The organism is Cloacibacterium normanense (genome assembly GCF_003860565.1).
Taxonomy (GTDB): Bacteria; Bacteroidota; Bacteroidia; order Flavobacteriales; family Weeksellaceae; genus Cloacibacterium; species Cloacibacterium normanense.
Genome location: NZ_CP034157.1, coordinates 2,559,767 through 2,577,723 on the forward strand (window position 1 = coordinate 2,559,767; position 17,957 = coordinate 2,577,723).

Genomic DNA, 17,957 nt, shown 5'->3' on the forward strand with positions numbered 1-17,957 from the left:
CTGTACAAATTTTATTTAACCTATTTTGGGCGGTTGCCAAATCGAAATAGAAAGTTGAGATAAATAAGGGTCTAAGTAGAAATTTTCTACTTTATTAGAAATTGCGTGAGAAGAAATTTCGCCTAGAGATTTGTCCGTTTCTTCGCCTAAGAAAACCACACTTAATGAGCAAGAAGTACATTTTGCACAATTGCTATTACAAGATTGTGATTTTTTGGAAGTATCGTGACAAGGACTAGATTTTTTAGAAGCACTACAGCAATCTTTCTCGGATTTTTCTGTAGTACAACAAGCAGTTTCTGTATTTTGAGCAAAAAGCATCTGATTAGGAACGATGAACATTCCCAATGCGAAAATCATTACAATTATTTTTAAATGCTTTGCCATTTCGGGAGCAAAATTATAAAAAAAACTTTGCCAAAATACATTTGTTGAGTTTTTGACAAAGTTTAACTTTTTTTTTTTAATTCTTTTCCAGTGGATTATTGTTGGCTTTCGCTTCTTCTTTCAGCCTTTCTTCCATTCTTTTTCGTCTATCAGCTTCGTTAGAATTATCTCTACTTTGTGGAGGAGCAGGAGCTCCAAAACCTCCACCACCTTGATTTTGAAAAAATGACATCGGGTCTTTATTGAATTTTTCTTGCTGTTTTAAGAATTCGCTTCTTTTCACTTTAATATTATTGCCAAATCTGCTTTCAAAATTAGGAAGTTCAGCAATTTTTTTGGTTTCTTTCAGGTCAAAAGAATAATCTCCTTTTTCGTCTTCTACTTTTACGATTAATCCTGGCAATCCAGAAAATTTATAAGGGCCATCTATAAAAGGAAGATCTTGAGTAAACCAAGCAAACCATTTTCTACCTGCAAAAGTAGTTTCTGCCTTTTGAGTTTCATATTCACCGATTTTTACAGTTTCTGGTAAGATTTTCCAAGTAAAGGTTCTGTCTTCATCATACCAATATTGGTCTCTTGCGATTCTGTCTTTATAAGAAATGGTTTTGGTAGCGTGATTTTTTTCGATGGAATAAGTGATGGCAGTTCTGAACTGCTCCATAGAATTTCTGTCAAAATTGAAATTTCTGGTTTCCATCGCTTGACGAATGGTAGAATCTCTTTTCATTCTTTTTTCACCATAGAAAATAGATTTTTCTGTAGAGATGTCTAAGTAAGCATTTTCTATTTTAGGAGCTGCAGTAGAATCTGTTTTCATAGAAACTTGATACACAAAACGTGTATTTTGTGAAAAACTGAATGCTGACATGAGTCCTAAAAATAAAATTCCTATTTTTTTCATGTATAAATTTTCTTTTTGATGATTAAATTTCCCCAAAGTTAAAATTTATCTATGAAATACATAGACAAATATTTCGCCACAAATTTGATATTGATTTGAAATGTAGTATTTTTGCAATCTAAAATCATTCTAAATAAAAATAATGATTAAAGTATCAGATTTAGCAAAAGAAAAAGCATCTCAATTGATGAAAGAAGAAGGCTTCAACCCAGAAACCGACTACATAAGAGTTGGCGTTAAGAGTGGAGGTTGTTCTGGATTAGAGTATGTTTTGAAATTCGACAATGAAAAAACAGAAGCTGACCAAGTTTTTGAAGACAATGGGGTAAAGATTGTGGTAGATAAAAAATCATTCTTATACCTTGTTGGAACCACGCTAGAGTTTTCTGGTGGTTTGAATGGAAAGGGTTTCGTTTTTAATAATCCAAACGCTGCAAGAACTTGCGGTTGTGGAGAAAGTTTTAGTTTATAAGTATGGCAAAATATACAGAAGATGATTTGAGGGAAGACCTCAAAACCAAAGAATACGAAGCTGGTTTTTATACAGATATTGAATATGAAGATTTTCCAACGGGATTGTCTGAAGAAATTGTGCGCATGATTTCTGCAAAGAAAAATGAGCCAAGTTGGATGACCGAATGGCGTTTAGAATCTTTCAGAATTTGGCAAAAAATGGAAGAGCCAGATTGGGCAAATATTAAATATGAAAAACCTGATTTTCAGGCGATTAAGTATTACGCTGCTCCGAAAGTAAAGCCAGAATTGGCAAGCTTAGATGAAGTAGATCCAGAATTACTGAAAACTTTTGCGAAGTTAGGAATCAATATCGAAGAACAAAAGCGTTTAGCTGGAGTTGCAGTAGATATTGTGATGGATTCGGTTTCTGTGAAAACTACTTTCCAAGCAACTTTGAAAGAAAAAGGAATTATTTTCTGCTCTATTTCTGAAGCGATTAAAGAATATCCTGAGTTGGTTCAAAAATATATTGGAAAAGTTGTTCCAAGAGGAGACAATTTCTATGCAGCTTTAAACTCTGCTGTATTTTCAGACGGAAGTTTCTGCTACATTCCGAAAGGTGTAAAATGTCCGATGGAACTTTCTACTTATTTCAGAATTAATCAGGCAGGAACTGGTCAGTTCGAGAGAACTTTGGTGATTGCCGATGAAGGTAGTTACGTTTCTTATTTGGAAGGTTGTACTGCTCCAGCTCGTGATGAAAACCAATTGCACGCTGCTGTGGTAGAATTGATTGCGATGGACAATGCAGAAATTAAATATTCTACCGTACAAAACTGGTTTCCAGGAGACGAAAACGGAAAAGGTGGAGTGTATAACTTTGTGACTAAGAGAGGTTTATGCGAAAAAAATGCTAAAATTTCTTGGACTCAAGTAGAAACAGGTTCTGCGGTAACATGGAAATATCCTTCTTGTATTTTGAAAGGTGATAATTCTGTTGGCGAATTTTATTCGATTGCAGTGACTAATAATCATCAGTATGCAGATACTGGAACCAAGATGATTCACATTGGTAAAAACACCAAATCTACGATTATTTCTAAAGGAATTTCGGCAGGGAAATCTAATAATTCTTATCGTGGTTTGGTGAAAGTTATGCCTTCTGCAAAAGGTGCGAGAAACTTTTCACAGTGTGATTCTCTTTTGATGGGGAATGAATGTGGAGCGCACACTTTTCCTTACATCGAAATCAAAGATCCAACTGCACAATTAGAACACGAAGCTACAACTTCTAAAATTGGTGAAGACCAAATTTTCTACTGTAACCAAAGAGGAATTGATACAGAAAAAGCCATCGCATTGATTGTAAATGGTTTCAGTAAAGAAGTTTTGAACAAATTACCAATGGAATTTGCGATTGAAGCACAGAAATTATTAGAAATTTCATTAGAAGGTTCTGTAGGATAATCTTTAAATAAGAAAATATACAAAATGTTAAAAATAAATAACTTACACGCCAAAATTGAAGACGGCGTAGAAATTCTGAAAGGAATTAATTTAGAAATAAAACCAGGCGAGGTTCACGCGATTATGGGACCAAATGGTGCAGGAAAATCTACCCTTTCTTCTGTTATTGCAGGAAAAGAAGATTACGAAGTTACTGATGGAGAAATTCTTTTCGAAGGAGAAGATATTATAGAAGATGCTCCTGAAGAAAGAGCACACAAAGGAATTTTCCTTTCTTTCCAATATCCAGTAGAAATTCCGGGAGTTACGGTGACTAATTTCATCAAAGCAGCACTTAACGAAACCAGAAAAGCAAATGGTTTAGAAGATATGCCTGCTAAAGAAATGTTGGCCTTAGTTCGTGAAAAATCAGAATTATTAGGAATTAAAAAAGACTTCCTTTCTCGTTCATTGAATGAAGGTTTTTCTGGTGGCGAAAAGAAAAGAAATGAAATTTTCCAAATGATGATGCTTAATCCTAAATTGGCTATTCTTGATGAAACCGATTCAGGTTTGGATATTGACGCACTGAGAATCGTAGCTGATGGTGTAAATGCTTTCAAAAATGAAGGAAATGCAGTGCTATTAATTACGCACTACCAAAGATTATTAAACTACATTCAGCCAGATTTTGTACACGTTTTAGCAGACGGAAAAATCATTAAAACGGGTGATAAATCTCTCGCGTTAGAACTCGAAGAAAAAGGATACGATTGGCTCTTAAAATAATGAAAATTGTAAATTAAAATGAGTTTATTCGAACAAATAGAACTTCAAAAAGCTTCACTTTCTAGGAGCAAACTTCAGGCTTTAGAACAATTCTTGAGCGCAGGTTTTCCTACCAAAAAAGACGAAGAATACAAATATACCAACCTGAAGGAAATTGTAGAAAAAGATTACAATTTTTCTGCTTCAGAGCACCATTCTATCAGCAAAAAACAATTGGATGAACTTCACCTTGGCGAAGAACATTTCGATTTTATTGTTTTTGTGAATGGAAAATTACACAAAGAATTATCGAATATTTCTGTAGAAAATGCTGAGTTTTTAACCTTGAATTATGCACTTTCTCACGAATCTTATTCAGAAATTATTAAAAATCACTTCAATACAATTGCTAATCAAGATTTAGCTTTTTGTAATCTTAATGAAGCACTTCATGAGAATGGTTTCTTCCTTCTCGTTCCGAAAAATGTGGTGATAGAAAAGCCAATTCATGTTTTCTATCTTTCTCAAAGTCAAGAACAGAACACTTTCTATAATACCAGAAATTTATTGGTAGTAGAAGAAGGTGCGAAAGTAGAAGTGATAGAATCTCATCATAATTTTGATGAAACTTACGTGTTTACCAACTCTGTAACCGAAATTTTTGCAGGCAAAAACGCAAAAGCAGATTGGCACAAATTGCAAAATGATTCTGATACTTCTTATTTGGTAGACCACACTTTTGCGAAGCAAGAAAGAGATTCTTTGGCAACCGTAAATACATTTTCTTTCGGTGGAAAATTGGTGAGAAACAATCTAGATTTCATTCATAACGGAGAAAACATCAACTCGTTTATGAACGGAATTACCATTATTGGTGGGGAACAACTAGTTGACCATCACACTGCGGTTCATCATAACCAACCGAATTGTGAATCTTATCAGAATTACAAAGGTGTTTTCAAAGATAAAGCGCATGGCGTTTTTAACGGAAAAGTTTTTGTAGATAAAATTGCTCAAAAGACCAATGCTTATCAGCAAAACAATAATATTTTGTTAGACGAAGGTGCTACAATTGATACGAAACCTCAGTTAGAAATTTTCGCAGATGATGTAAAATGTTCTCACGGTTGTACGGTTGGTCAGCTGAATGAAGATGCTTTATTTTATCTAAGAGCGAGAGGAATTTCTAAAAAAGAAGCACAAGCATTGTTATTATACGCTTTTGCGAATGATGCGATGCAAAACATTGATATTGAGCCTTTAAAGTTGAAAATTTCTAAACTTTTGGCTGAAAAATTAGAAGTAGAAATTGCTTTTGAAGATTTAGATTAAAATTCATATTTTCGTTAAGAAATGAATTTAGAACAAGTTAATTTACATCTTAATGCTTATAAAGAAAGTAACCAAATTTTAGATGCAGCCAAGTATCTGATTAGAAATTTCGACTTAGAACATGAGAATTTTGCAGGTTTTGCGTTCAGAGATGAACTGAAAAATGATGGACTTTTATTAACTGCAGAAGGAGAAATAGGAGAAAAACAAATCGTAAAAATTCCTAGAAATTTGTTTGATTTTGATATCAAATTGGTTTTGAATATGGTGGCTCACGAAATGCTTCATGTTCGTCAAAAAGACCCAAATTCTCTAGTGGAAGATAAAAATGAAAGAGAATTTCAAGCTTATTATGAAATGCTTTTTCATAAAGTTTTTCCACAAATTCCTGAGCTTTCGCCTTTTTACATTAAACAATTTGGTGGTAAAGCTTTAGAATATTACAAAAGAATGGGAGAAGGTTCTGAATTGCAGCAGAAATATGCCGAACAGAAAAAAGAAGTGGAGGAACTTATATCTGTTCAACCATAATTTTAAAAAAAACTAAAACCAACCAAAATGATAAAAAATATTCCGATAGAAAAAGTGCTTTTTCTGGATATAGAAACCGTTCCGCAAGTAAGTAATTTTGCAGAACTTTCTGAAGCCGAACAAAAACTTTGGGACAAAAAAACTGCAAGACAAAGAGAAGAAGATATTTCTGCCGAAGATTTTTACAGAGATAGAGCTGGAATAATGGCAGAATTTGGTAAAATTATTTGCATTTCTATTGGGATTTACGATAAAAATAATAAAATTCTCATCAGAAGTTTTGCAGGAGACCATGAAGAAGAATTATTAAAAGAATTTGGAGAAATTTTCAATCGCCCGAAGTTGCAAAACGTAATTTTGTGTGCACACAACGGAAAAGAATTTGATTTTCCTTGGATTGCTAGAAGATTTCTCATTAATGGAATGCAACCACCAATTCCATTCCAGATGTTTGGAAAAAAACCTTGGGAAATCCCGCATCTTGATACGATGGAATTGTGGAAATTTGGTGATTGGAAAAGTTTTATTTCTTTGGAATTAATGGCGCATATTTTTGGCGTTCCTACTCCCAAAGATGATATAGATGGTTCTATGGTTTCGTCTATTTATTATATAGAAAAAGACTTGCCGAGAATTGTAAAATATTGCGAAAAAGATGTGCTAACTTTGGCCAATATCTTTCGCAAAATGAGACAAGAAGATTTATTAGAAAGAAGAGAAGATTAAATCTCAAATGTATTAAGAATTATGAAATATACAGACGAACAAATTGCAGATATAGGTGAAAATATCATTAAAGCCTTAAAAACCGTTTTCGATCCAGAAATTCCTGTAGATATCTACGAATTGGGATTGGTTTATGATGTGCAAATTTCTGAAGATGGAGATGTAAAAGTGGTGATGACTCTTACTACGCCGAATTGTCCTGTAGCAGAATCTCTACCTCAAGAAGTAAAAGAAAAAGTTGCGGCTGTAGAAAATGTAAAATCTGTAGATTTAGAATTGACTTTTGAGCCAAGTTGGAACAAAGACATGATGAGTGAAGAAGCAAAATTTGAATTGGGAATTCTTTTTTAATCCCAATCATTTCACAGATAAAAATTAAAAACACCAAATTATTAGGTGTTTTTTTTATCTCCAATCCCATAAAACCACTAACCAATCTATTCCAAAGACATCAGTGTAACGATGTATGGTTTTAAAGCCTATCCTTTCGTGTGCACGTATAGAACGAGTATTATTTACTGCAATTTCTGTGATGCAAAAATCATAGTCTTTTTCTAAATTTTCTCTGTAAAATTGGTAAATTTCATCAAAAACACCTTTACCTCTTACTTTTTCTCCCACACAAACTTGTCCACAAACCATGTAATTATAATCAGAAATTTTCTTGTTTTTGTAAAAAATTTCATCAAAAATTTTAAACATTGGCTCTAGAATTGGAATTAAGTTTTTAGATTTTTTAGTCATTGCTAAAACATACGCTTCTACTTGGTTATCGACTTTCAGAATTGTGTGTTTCTCTATGTTGTTTAATGCTTTTATTTCTGAAAATGAATGCTTTACCGTAACGAAGCCTTGTTTTGCTTTGGTGTCTTCATCTACAGAATCCTTATGGTTTTGGGCTTGTAATTGAAGAATTTGTTTCAATTCTTCATCTGTTTCAGAAAATTTGTAAATCATTTTATACACCTTTAGCAATTTCTTTTCCTTCTCTTCGGCTCCATTCGCTCCAAGAACCTACATATAAATTCGGCACTTCGAGGACTTCGTCCGCAGACTTTCTGTCTGTGCTCAGTGTGACGAAACCAGCATAGTCTAAAGCCAAAATCGTATGACAAGCAGTAACGCCAGAACCACAGTGAATGATTAATTTTTTTGTCATGTTTAGCTGTGGCGAAGCATCGGCCAAAAATTGTTGATATTTTTCCTTCAAAATTTCAGGAGAAAGAAACTCGCCATTTTCATCTAAATTTTCAGAAAAAGGAATATTGATTGCGCCAGGAATATGTCCTGCAACTAAATCTATCGGTTCGCTTTCTCCACGGTATCTGTAAGCATCTCTTACATCTATGACGGTAGCAGAATTTTCGGTAATTTCTTTTTCTACCTCTTCCAAAGTTGAGGTTGGCCAACTCCAATTTTCTTTCAATATAAAAGAAGTTTTTTCAAAAATTTCTTCACCAGATTTTAAAGGAATCCCGGTCTTTTCTGCCGTTTTAAATCCACCACTCAAAACCTGAACTTTTTCAATTCCAAAAGATTTTAACATCCACCAACAACGAGCCGCTGCATTTGCACCGTTAGAAGTGTCATAAACCACAAGGTGTGAATCTTCAGAAATTCCTAAATTTTGTAGAGTCTCTGCAAATTTTGAAATCTTTGGCAAGGGATGCCTTCCTCCGAAAGCTGCATCTTCGCCAATTTCTGCTAAATCTTTGTCAAGGTCGATAAACCTAGCACCTTTGATGTGATTTTGCAGGTAATTTTCACGGGCATCTTTTCCCGTTCTAGCATCAAGAATCACTAAGTTTTCTTGATGGAAAATTTCTGAAAGTTCGGTTGCAGTGATGATGGGTTTCATTGAAAGAATATTATATATGAAATTAAGAAAATGTGTATTAATAGCAGTAAACTTGGAATTAATATTGACAGTTTTTTATTGCCTCTTTTTTTGAAGAAATTATAGGTTGATATTATTACCATCACTGGAATTACAAACACAGAGAAGATAACAATGATGAAAGTAACTAAGCCTAAACTTGCTAAAACTGGACTTTCTTCAAAGGTTTCTATCATTATATTTTATTTAAAACTTAAAAATATCTTTTGCTCTATTCCAAGCTGCTTCAAAATTAAGAAGATTCAGTTTGTGGTTTATTTTTTCAGATGCCATAAAATTTATGACTTGTTCCGTTGGCATATTTCCTACTAAATCATCTTTTGCATAAGGACAACCGCCAATTCCTTTAATCGCAGAGTCAAATCTTCTGCAACCTTGATCATAAGCCGCTTTCAGTTTTACGTAAGAATCTTCGTATTTATTATGAAAATGTGCTCCGAAATGAATATCAGGAAACTGCGCAGGAATTTTTTCAAACAATTGCGAAATTCGCTCTACGTTACCAGTTCCTGTAGTGTCTGAAAGCAAAATGTTTTTGATGCCAATTTCCGCAAATCTTTTAGCCCAAAATTCTACATCTTGCCATTTCCAGATTTCGCCATAAGGATTTCCGAAAGCCATAGAAAAATAAAGGTTCAATTCTCTGTTTTCGGATTGTACTAACTCCCAAATTTTAACAATTTCTTCATACGCTTCTTCTTGGTTTTTATTGGTGTTTCTGTACTGAAACGTTTCAGAAATAGAAAAAGGAAAGCCTAAAATATCTATATTTTCATGCTTCAAGGCTCGTTCTGCTCCAGAAAGATTGGCAACGATGACAGAAATTTTGGTGTTATTTTTTTTCTGAATTTCGGGGATTACGTCTTTAGTATCTGCCATTTGAGGAATGGCTTTTGGCGACACGAAACTTCCACAATCGAGTACATCAAAGCCTACTTCCATCAATGCATTAATGTAATCAATCTTTTTTTGAGTGGGAATAAATTCTCCCCAACCTTGCATGGCGTCTCGTGGACATTCAGTTAAAAACATTTCTAATTTTTAGATTTTATTTCTTGCCTAAAAATACGATTTTTTTGACCAAAAGAAAATGGAAAGTCAATTTTATGAAAACCCTTGATTCTGTGTGCCAAACTGCGCCCCAGATTGAGCGGCATGTTTGAGCTCTTTTTTCTAAAAATTTTGAAAAGATGGCTAAGAGGATGAATTTTTAGAAAAAAAGCGAGTAGCGAAAGCTGGAATTTGGCGCCAAATATTTTTTAAGAAACATCCATCATCTAACATCTATCATCCCGTCAAAAATCTGTAAATTTGTGAGAAATAAAATTAAGAAATGCAGACAATAGAATTCAATCACGAATGGAAAATGCGTCTTCTGAACCGTTTTCTGACTTATGTTAAAATATATTCCACCAGTGATGCTGAAAGCGAAACTACGCCTTCTTCTCCACAGCAATGGGACATTGCGAAATACATCTTCCAAGAATTGCAAGATTTAGGACTTTCTGATGTTTCTATGGACGAAAATGGTTACATCATGGCGTATGTTCCTTCTAATATTTCTGAAAATGAGCCAACAGTGGGTTTTATTGCACATTATGATACTTCACCAGATTTTAACGGGAAAGATGTAAATCCACAAATTTGGGAAGATTACAACGGTGGAGATTTGTTGCTCAACCAAGAAACGGGTTTCACGCTTTCTTCTGAAAAATTCCCAAGTCTGAAAAAATATGTTGGAAAAACATTGATTACTACAGACGGAACTTCACTTCTTGGAGCTGATGACAAAGCGGGAGTTGCAGAAATTGTAACCGCTGCAGAATATCTTTTGGCGCATCCAGAAATAAAACACGGAAGAATTGCGATAGGTTTCACACCAGATGAAGAAATCGGAAGAGGTGCACACAAATTTGATGTAGCGAAATTCGGGGCAGAATATGCGTATACATTGGACGGAAGTGAAGTGGGAGAACTAGAATTCGAGAATTTCAATGCAGCAGGAGCAGTGGTGAAAATCAATGGACTTTCTGTACATCCAGGTTATGCTTTTGGTCAAATGAAAAATGCAGGACTTCTTGCAGTGGAATTTGCACAGATGTTACCTGCTAATGAAACACCATCTACAACAAAAGGTTTTGAAGGTTTTTATCATTTAATGGAAATTAAAGGTGATGTTTCCGAAGCGAAATTACAATACATTATCAGAGACCACGATGCTGAAAAATTTGAAAACAGAAAGAAATTCATCACCGAAAAAGTAGCAGAATTTAATGCAAAACACGGTGAAAATACTGCCGAAATTGAAATTAAAGAGCAGTACAGAAATATGAAACAGCAATTTGAAGGCAAAATGCACATTGTAGAAATTGCAGAACAAGCGATGAAAGACGCTAACATAGAACCGAAAATTAAAGCAATTAGAGGTGGAACTGATGGTGCGCAATTGTCTTACATGGGATTGCCTTGTCCAAATATTTTTGCAGGTGGAGAAAATTTCCACGGGCCGTATGAATATGTGGCGCTAGAGTCTATGGAAAAAGCTGTGAAAGTAATTGTGAATATCGCGAAAGCGAGGAAATAAATAATCACAATCCTTCAAGGATTCTAAATCCTTGAAGGATTAAAATTTAAAACTCTGTTAATCACTAATTAACACTTCTAGCCTAATTTTACAAAAACTATTTATGGCAAAACAAAAACGCGAAGTAGAAGTAGTTGTTTTATCAGACATTCATTTGGGAACGTATGGTTGTCATGCCAAAGAATTGGTGGCGTATCTCAAAAGTGTTTCTCCGAAAGTGTTGATTCTCAATGGTGATGTAATTGACGGTTGGGCTTTTTCTAAAAGATATTTTCCCAATTCTCATATGTCGGTTTTGAGTGAATTTTTCAAAATGATGAAAAAAGGAACTCAGGTAATTTACATTACAGGAAATCACGACGAATTTTTAAGAAAATATACCGATTTATCAATGGGAAATTTATTCCTTACCGATAAATATTTACTAGAAATTGAAGGAAAAAAACATTGGATTTTTCACGGAGACGTTTTTGACCATACTACTTCTGGCGGAGCTAAATTCATTGCCAAATTAGGAGGAATGGGTTATGATTGGCTGATTTTGGTGAATAGAGCTATTAATTGGATTTTAGAAAAATTTGGGAAAGGAAAAGTTTCGCTTTCTAAAAAAGTAAAAAATTCGGTGAAAAAAGCGGTGAAATTTATTGGAGATTTTGAAAAAAAAGCCACTGAAATTGCCATCAACAATCATTATGATTATGTGATTTGCGGACATATTCATCAACCTGCTGATAAAATTTGGACAACGGAAAAAGGAAGTGTTCATTACCTGAATTCAGGCGATTGGATTGAAAATCTCTCTTGGTTAGAATACAATCATGGAGAATGGAGTTTAAAATTCTTTAACGAAAAAGATTTTGAAAAGCCTATTATTGAGAAAAATGATATTTCAGTCAATATGGAAGAACTGATTCACCCGAAAGTTTTTGCAGAATTTGCAACTCAAAAAGTTTAAATTAATTCTCGCAGATTTAGCAAATCTAGCAGATGATTATTTGATAATCTGCTTAATCCGTAAAATCTGCGAGAGATTTTCCTTAGAAATTTATTTCTTCAAAAAAGCATCCCAACCTTGTGCGGTAATTTGCGCCAGTTCATTGCTTCCTCGTAAAACCATAAAATTACCCTGTTCCAAATCTACAGCGTGACCAATTACAGTAAAATCTGGATGATTTCTTAGTTTTTCGTAATCATTTGGAGAAATGGTGAACAACAATTCATAATCTTCTCCACCGCTTAAAGCACACATTGCAGGATTCAGGTTAAATTCATCTGCTGTAGTAATCGTAAGTGTATCCAAAGGAATTTTTTCTTCATACAATCTGAAACCCACTTTACTTTGGTCAGAAAGATGCAGTATTTCCGAAGCTAAACCATCAGAAACATCAATCATAGAAGTCGGTTTTATGTCGAGTTCTTCTAACGTTTTCTTGATGTCAGTTCTTGCTTCAGGTTTTAACTGACGTTCCAAAATGTAATCGTAGCCTTCCATTTCGGGTTGCATATTCGGATTGGCGAGATAAACAGAATGTTCTCTTTCCAAAATTTGTAAACCCATATAAGCGCCACCTAAATCTCCAGTAACTACTAATAAATCATTGGTTTTAGCACCATTTCTGGTAACTAAATTTTCAGAATTTTCTAATCCAATTGCAGTAATCGTAATTACCAAACCAGAGGTAGAACTGGTAGTATCTCCACCCACCAAATCTACATTGTATTTTTCGCAAGCTCTGTAAATTCCATCGTAAATTTCATCAAGAGCTTCCACGGGAAATCTGTTAGAAACCGCCATAGAAACCAAAATCTGTGTAGGAACAGCGTTCATTGCGGCAATATCGCTCAAGTTCACCACTACTGCTTTGTATCCTAAATGTTTCAATGGAACATAGCCCAAATTAAAATGTACTCCTTCTGCTAAAACATCAGACGTAATCACTACCTTTTTCCCTTCAGGATTGATGATTGCAGCATCATCACCAATAGAACGTTCAGTGGAAGAATTTTTAATCGAAAAATTTTCGGTAAGGTGTTTAATCAATCCAAATTCTCCTAATTCAGAAATGGGCGTTAATTGAGGTTTTTTATCTTCTAACATAATTGTAAAGCGTAAAATGAGCCAAAAATTTTGACTCTAAATTTTTAAAATTTAACGATTTAAATCCATTAAACTTGCATCTATATTTTCCGGACGGAAAGGCAATGCTTTAATGTCTTCTCTTGATAATAATTTGGTGTTTTCTGTCTTAAAATCATTCATCACTACCAAAATATCATCTGGTGGAGTCGTGGTTTTTCTCAGCATCATATCAATCCAAACTCCCGTTGCTTCGGCAGTTGCACAGTGAGTTCCGTCTGGTAAATAGAACTTGTGTGTAAATTGGTAAATACTTGCGTCTTCAGAACTTCCAGAAATTTCTAGCGAAACAATCACTTCTTGGTCAGCGTAAACCTCTTTGAAAAAAGAATATCTTTCATGCAAAATCACAGGGCCAATTCCCCATCTGTTGAGTTGTGCCACTCCCATTTTATGCTTCGTCATAAAAGCCATTCTCGTTTGCGCACAATATTGCACATAAGAAGAGTTGGCTAAATGTCTGTTGGCATCTATATCGCTCCAGCGAACTTCGTGTTTATGGTAGTAAATCATAAATTTTTATTTTTTATGGCGCCAAATTCCTCGTTCCGTTCCCGCTTCCCGAAAAAAATATTTTTTACATTCTTTAAAAAATATTTTCTCGGGAGAGCTCCACTCAACTCGGGGCGCAATTCCGTTATAAAATCATATTTTTTTCAAGCCTCAAAAATACGCAATAATCATGGTTTTAAAAAATCGTATTTTTGCAGAAAATTATTATAACGACCTATGAATTCGGAGGCGTATAAAATTTGAGATAAAATTCGTTGAAAAATTCCTGCTGTTTGAGCAAAGCGAGTTTCAGGGATTTTAGAATTTTGTAGCAAATTTTAGCCGAGAATTCAAGTCTTGAACTTTTGGTTCTTTTGTTTCAAGACAAAAGAACATATAAAAAATGAAAAAGAAAATTACCATTATTGGAGGAGGAGCAGCTGGATTTTTCTGTGCTGCAAACCTCGACGAAAATAAATTCAACGTAACGATTTTAGAACAAAACAACGAAACACTGCAAAAAGTAAAAATTTCTGGTGGAGGAAGATGCAATGTTTCTCACGCTTGTTTTGATCCTAGAGAATTGGTGAAATTTTACCCGAGAGGAAATAAAGAATTATTAAGCGTTTTTCACAAATTTCAACCAGGAGATACGATGGATTGGTTTGCTCAACGAAATGTTTCGTTGAAAATAGAAGGTGATAATAGAATTTTCCCAGAAAGTAATTCCTCTCAAACCATTATGGATTGTTTCTTGAAAGAAGTTCAGGCTAAAAATTTTGAAATCAAAACACAATCGGTCGTTTTAGAAATTCAGAGATTAGAAGAAGGGTATAAAATCATCACCAAAGAAGGAGAAATCCTCACCAATTATGTGATTTATACCACAGGAAGTTCGCCGAAATCTTTGAAAATGATTGAAAATTTAGGGCATAAAATTGTTTCGCCAGTTCCGTCATTATTTACTTTTAATATCAAAAATGATGTGCTGAATGATTTAATGGGAACGAGTTTTCCTCATGCAGAAGTTTCTATTCCAAAATTAAAAATGGAAGAATCTGGGCCTCTTCTCATTACACATTGGGGACTTTCTGGCCCTGCAATTTTAAAACTTTCTGCGTGGAAAGCGAGAGAACTTTCCGATTTGAAATACAATTTTGAAATTAAAGTCAATTTCATAGGCATAGACAAAGAACAAGCGGAAGAAGTTTTCAAAAATTACAGAGAAGAAAACCCTAAAAAAACTATCGGAAATTCTAAAATTTTTGAGATTACGAATCGTTTTTGGCACAGAATTCTTTGGTTGTCTAAGATAGATTTGGAGAAAAATATTTCGCACATCACCAAGCAAGAACTCCAAAAAATTCTAGAAAATCTTTGCGAAAACACAATGCAAGTCAAGGGGAAATCTACCTTTAAAGATGAATTTGTAACTGCAGGTGGTGTAGATTTGAAGGAGATAAACTTCAAAACGATGGAATCTAAAATTTTAGAAAATTTTTATATTGCAGGAGAAGTTCTGAATATTGACGCTGTAACTGGTGGTTTTAATTTCCAAGCTTGTTGGAGCGAAGCATGGCTGATTGCGCAGGATTTGAATGCTAAATAAGAAGCATTTTTGTCATTCTGAACGAAATAAGAATCTATTTTGATAAGATTCTTCATTTCGCTACGATGCATTCAGAATGACAACTGCATGAAATTCTAAAAACTCATTCCTTCGATTTTCAGTTCTACTTTTGCATAAGTATCAACTACCGTTGTAATATGTTCATCAGAAATTAAGAATTCTGTAGGTTTAAAATCCATTACTTTTCCCGAAAGTTTAAATCCTTTTTGGTATTCTTTGTTGAAGCTTTCTTCAATAGATTTTTTTGATGCGTTTTCGAGGTCTAAAAACGGAATTCCGTAGTCTTGTTCAATCATTTTCACGATTTTTCCTTCAAAAAGTGAAGTAATCGCTTTGTGAAAAATATTTTTGGTTTTCAGTTTAAAATCAGATTTGGTGAATCCTATTTTATGTTTCTGGGCGTCATAAACGAGTTTTCCTTTGATATAAGAAATGCCATTTACTTTTCCTGAAGTTTGAATTTCGATGACTACATTTTCGTTTTCAGCATAGACTTTTATGTCTTCTACTTTAATTTTTGATTTCCCTTCGTTAAAAGGAAATTCTTTGCCTTGAAATTGTTTTTGGGCAATCGCTGTAGCTTCAGAAAAAGGAATATTCGTGGTGGTTTTGAGTAAAAATTCTTTGCCTAAATTTTGCGCTGGGGTAAAATAAGGAACCGCATTCACCAAAGGATTTTTCGAAGGTTTGGTTCCCACAAAAGTTTCCGAGAACAAATCAATGGAAACTGTAGTTTTCATCTTGTCAAGGTAAATTTCTAGTGGCGACATTTTTACGGTTTGAGGCGTAATTTTTAGCCAAGTGTTGTATTCATCAGAAATCTTCATTGGTTCAGAAAAATTATTCCACACTTTGATAATATACGGTTGAAGATTCATTTTTTGTTGGATTTGCGCATCAATTACAGTGGTAAAATCTTTTTGTTGTTTCACCAGAATTTTTTCGATGACGCTGGCTAAAGGAAATTTTATTTTCCCAAAATCTAAGACCGGTTTTTCTCGCCACACAAAACCAGCGGTAGAAGTAGTGGTTTTCACTTGCCAATTTTGTGAAAATTCTACGGATGAAATAAAATTCATCACCACTCTGAATTGGGTTTCTTGATAAGAATACAAACCGAGCGTTCCGATGCCTTTTTCTGCCCAGATTTTAAGCGGAACAGAAAATAGTAATCGGTTGTTGGTTAATGCTTTCATCGTGATTTCGCCATCTTTTTCTACTTTGGTTTTCAGTTGGTCATTGTCATTATTTTCATAAGATTGGTCTTCGTAAAGTGTTCCTGTGATGGATTGATTCGTTAATCTTTGGATTTCTGAAATCGGCAAAGAAATCGGCACGGAAATGCTAGAAGGAATCTTAGGAAATTGATAAGTTCCAGTTTGTGAAAATCCAAAAATGGATAAAAATATGAATAGAAGTGATAGTCTCATTTTAAAATCTTATGGAAAGTAAAAATACAAAAAGAACCCATTGCATAGCACAAAATATCAATCCAAGAAAAAGAATTTCCGAGGACAATCATGGCAATTTTGTTGTCTTTTAACCCAAGCCATTCTGCGAAATGAAAATATTGAGCAAATTCTATGACACAAGCAAATAAGAAAATACCAATATTGAGGAGCATTTTGTTTTTAATTTCAAGGAAAGTTAGCATAAAAGTATAAATCAAAATCACCACCAAAACATCACCAAAATAAGCTCGCAACCAAAAAATATCCTTGAAAAAGGTAGCGATGGAAACCTCTGCTAGAAATAGAAATATAGTTGTTAAGAAATATTTGTAATTAAAAATCATATTATTGTATCTTTGATAAAAACAAACGATGAAAAAAATTATTGTATTAACAGCTGTATTTTTTATGGGTGTATTTTTCGCACAAGAGCCTATTAAAAATTTAAGTAAAGAAGATATTCCCATAGAAGTGGCCAATTTAGTAGATATTTCTACCGTTACTTTTATGATAGACACCGAACCTTCATTTCCAGGAGGAATGAGTGCTTTTAGAAAAGAATTTTCTCAGAATTTTGATGCTTCTGCTTTAGAAAAAACAGATGGTGGAACGCTGAAAACGGTGGTGTATTATGTAGTAGAAGTAGATGGAAGCATTGTATATGTAAAAGCTATCGGAGAAAATGAATCTTTCAACAAAGAAGCTGAAAGAACGCTAAAATCCATCAAAACGAAATATGCTCCAGCAAAAGTGAACAACTTAGTGGTAAGACACATATTAAGAATGCCACTCAGTATGAATTTTAAATAATATGAAAAAACTAATTTACCTAATCGCTGTAATTTTCAGCAGTTTAATTTTTGGGCAAGTAAAAGACACAATTATTGATGGGAAAAAAACTGTAATTTATTCAAGTATTGAAAAAGAAGCTGTTTTTTCTAAAGGTAATGCCGAGTTCCAAAGATTAATTGCAGAAAATTTTAGACTTAAAAAAATTAGAGCAAACTCTTTAATTACTTGTGAGATTAAATTTATTGTTGAAAAAGACGGGACATTAAGTAATATCACTGCAACTGGAGAAAATGAAAGTTTTAATAAAGAAGCAATACGAGCGGTTACTAAAATTAAAGAAAAATGGATTCCTGCTACAATTAATGGACAAGCAGTAAGAGAAAGATTTAAAATTCCACTGACAATAAATTTTGAATAATTTTCA

General features: G+C 33.9%; 21 protein-coding genes. 12 read left to right on the forward strand and 9 right to left on the reverse strand.

Going from position 1 to position 17,957, the window contains the following annotated elements:
- Positions 1 to 15 precede the first annotated feature (15 nt).
- Both EB819_RS11725 and EB819_RS11730 read right to left on the reverse strand, forming a co-directional pair.
- Positions 16 to 387, reverse strand: a complete 372-nt coding sequence (locus EB819_RS11725) for a hypothetical protein (RefSeq protein ID WP_069799700.1) — start codon at positions 385 to 387, stop codon at positions 16 to 18.
- Between the two features lie 76 nt (positions 388 to 463).
- Positions 464 to 1,291, reverse strand: a complete 828-nt coding sequence (locus EB819_RS11730) for a GLPGLI family protein (RefSeq protein WP_069799950.1) — start codon at positions 1,289 to 1,291, stop codon at positions 464 to 466.
- A 142-nt stretch (positions 1,292 to 1,433) separates the two neighbouring features.
- Here EB819_RS11730 and EB819_RS11735 point away from each other — a divergent pair, with 142 nt between their 5' ends.
- From EB819_RS11735 to EB819_RS11765, 7 genes are read left to right on the forward strand one after another with little or no spacing between them, the layout of a single operon-like run.
- Positions 1,434 to 1,763, forward strand: a complete 330-nt coding sequence (locus tag EB819_RS11735) for a HesB/IscA family protein (RefSeq protein ID WP_069799698.1) — start codon at positions 1,434 to 1,436, stop codon at positions 1,761 to 1,763.
- Positions 1,764 to 1,765: 2 nt separating this feature from the next.
- The gene (gene sufB, locus EB819_RS11740; RefSeq protein WP_069799696.1) at positions 1,766 to 3,214 is read left to right on the forward strand and encodes a Fe-S cluster assembly protein SufB; all 1,449 of its coding nucleotides are present in this window, start codon (positions 1,766 to 1,768) and stop codon (positions 3,212 to 3,214) included.
- Positions 3,215 to 3,238: 24 nt separating this feature from the next.
- A complete protein-coding gene (gene sufC, locus EB819_RS11745) occupies positions 3,239 to 3,982 on the forward strand; it encodes a Fe-S cluster assembly ATPase SufC (RefSeq protein ID WP_069799694.1) in 744 nt (247 codons plus the stop codon).
- 18 nt (positions 3,983 to 4,000) lie between these two features.
- Positions 4,001 to 5,293: a Fe-S cluster assembly protein SufD gene (gene sufD / locus EB819_RS11750; protein WP_069799692.1), complete on the forward strand. Its 1,293-nt coding sequence runs from the start codon at positions 4,001 to 4,003 to the stop codon at positions 5,291 to 5,293.
- A gap of 21 nt (positions 5,294 to 5,314) precedes the next feature.
- Positions 5,315 to 5,824: a hypothetical protein gene (locus EB819_RS11755; protein WP_069799690.1), complete on the forward strand. Its 510-nt coding sequence runs from the start codon at positions 5,315 to 5,317 to the stop codon at positions 5,822 to 5,824.
- 27 nt (positions 5,825 to 5,851) lie between these two features.
- Positions 5,852 to 6,550, forward strand: a complete 699-nt coding sequence (locus tag EB819_RS11760) for a 3'-5' exonuclease (RefSeq protein ID WP_069799688.1) — start codon at positions 5,852 to 5,854, stop codon at positions 6,548 to 6,550.
- Positions 6,551 to 6,571: 21 nt separating this feature from the next.
- A complete protein-coding gene (locus EB819_RS11765) occupies positions 6,572 to 6,901 on the forward strand; it encodes an SUF system Fe-S cluster assembly protein (RefSeq protein WP_069799686.1) in 330 nt (109 codons plus the stop codon).
- A 54-nt stretch (positions 6,902 to 6,955) separates the two neighbouring features.
- Here the strand turns inward: EB819_RS11765 and EB819_RS11770 are convergent, their stop codons facing one another.
- The 3 genes from EB819_RS11770 to EB819_RS11780 form a co-directional block, all read right to left on the reverse strand.
- Positions 6,956 to 7,507: a GNAT family N-acetyltransferase gene (locus EB819_RS11770; protein WP_069799684.1), complete on the reverse strand. Its 552-nt coding sequence runs from the start codon at positions 7,505 to 7,507 to the stop codon at positions 6,956 to 6,958.
- 1 nt (position 7,508) lies between these two features.
- Positions 7,509 to 8,408 carry a sulfurtransferase gene (locus EB819_RS11775; RefSeq protein WP_069799682.1) on the reverse strand — a complete coding sequence of 300 codons (900 nt, stop codon included), beginning with the start codon at positions 8,406 to 8,408 and terminating at the stop codon, positions 7,509 to 7,511.
- Positions 8,409 to 8,633: 225 nt separating this feature from the next.
- Entirely contained in the window at positions 8,634 to 9,479 is an 846-nt protein-coding gene (locus EB819_RS11780) for a hydroxymethylglutaryl-CoA lyase (RefSeq protein WP_069799680.1), read from the reverse strand.
- A gap of 301 nt (positions 9,480 to 9,780) precedes the next feature.
- On the opposite strand from EB819_RS11780, the gene pepT reads away from it, so the two are divergent.
- Together pepT and EB819_RS11790 are read left to right on the forward strand one after the other, a co-directional pair.
- Positions 9,781 to 11,031, forward strand: coding sequence for a peptidase T (pepT, locus tag EB819_RS11785; RefSeq protein ID WP_069799678.1), 1,251 nt, complete (start codon positions 9,781 to 9,783; stop codon positions 11,029 to 11,031).
- A 103-nt stretch (positions 11,032 to 11,134) separates the two neighbouring features.
- A complete protein-coding gene (locus EB819_RS11790; protein WP_069799676.1) occupies positions 11,135 to 11,986 on the forward strand; it encodes a UDP-2,3-diacylglucosamine diphosphatase in 852 nt (283 codons plus the stop codon).
- A 90-nt stretch (positions 11,987 to 12,076) separates the two neighbouring features.
- On the opposite strand, the gene thiL is transcribed toward EB819_RS11790, so the two are convergent.
- A complete protein-coding gene (gene thiL / locus EB819_RS11795) occupies positions 12,077 to 13,129 on the reverse strand; it encodes a thiamine-phosphate kinase (protein WP_069799674.1) in 1,053 nt (350 codons plus the stop codon).
- Between the two features lie 51 nt (positions 13,130 to 13,180).
- The gene (locus EB819_RS11800) at positions 13,181 to 13,681 is read right to left on the reverse strand and encodes an acyl-CoA thioesterase (RefSeq protein ID WP_069799672.1); all 501 of its coding nucleotides are present in this window, start codon (positions 13,679 to 13,681) and stop codon (positions 13,181 to 13,183) included.
- A gap of 382 nt (positions 13,682 to 14,063) precedes the next feature.
- Between EB819_RS11800 and EB819_RS11805 the strand changes: the two genes are divergently transcribed.
- Positions 14,064 to 15,269, forward strand: coding sequence for a BaiN/RdsA family NAD(P)/FAD-dependent oxidoreductase (locus EB819_RS11805; protein WP_069799670.1), 1,206 nt, complete (start codon positions 14,064 to 14,066; stop codon positions 15,267 to 15,269).
- 95 nt (positions 15,270 to 15,364) lie between these two features.
- Here EB819_RS11805 and EB819_RS11810 read toward each other — a convergent pair whose 3' ends face one another.
- On the reverse strand, positions 15,365 to 16,720 hold the full coding sequence (locus EB819_RS11810) for a DUF4403 family protein (protein ID WP_069799668.1): 1,356 nt from the start codon (positions 16,718 to 16,720) through the stop codon (positions 15,365 to 15,367).
- The gene (locus EB819_RS11815) at positions 16,717 to 17,085 is read right to left on the reverse strand and encodes a ribosomal maturation YjgA family protein (protein ID WP_069799666.1); all 369 of its coding nucleotides are present in this window, start codon (positions 17,083 to 17,085) and stop codon (positions 16,717 to 16,719) included. Before EB819_RS11815 ends, EB819_RS11810 begins: the two co-directional genes overlap by 4 nt.
- 28 nt (positions 17,086 to 17,113) lie before the next feature.
- On the opposite strand from EB819_RS11815, the gene EB819_RS11820 reads away from it, so the two are divergent.
- Both EB819_RS11820 and EB819_RS11825 read left to right on the forward strand, forming a co-directional pair.
- Positions 17,114 to 17,551 carry a hypothetical protein gene (locus EB819_RS11820; RefSeq protein ID WP_069799664.1) on the forward strand — a complete coding sequence of 146 codons (438 nt, stop codon included), beginning with the start codon at positions 17,114 to 17,116 and terminating at the stop codon, positions 17,549 to 17,551.
- A gap of 1 nt (position 17,552) precedes the next feature.
- Positions 17,553 to 17,951, forward strand: a complete 399-nt coding sequence (locus tag EB819_RS11825) for an energy transducer TonB (protein ID WP_069799663.1) — start codon at positions 17,553 to 17,555, stop codon at positions 17,949 to 17,951.
- The last annotated feature ends 6 nt before the right edge of the window (positions 17,952 to 17,957 follow it).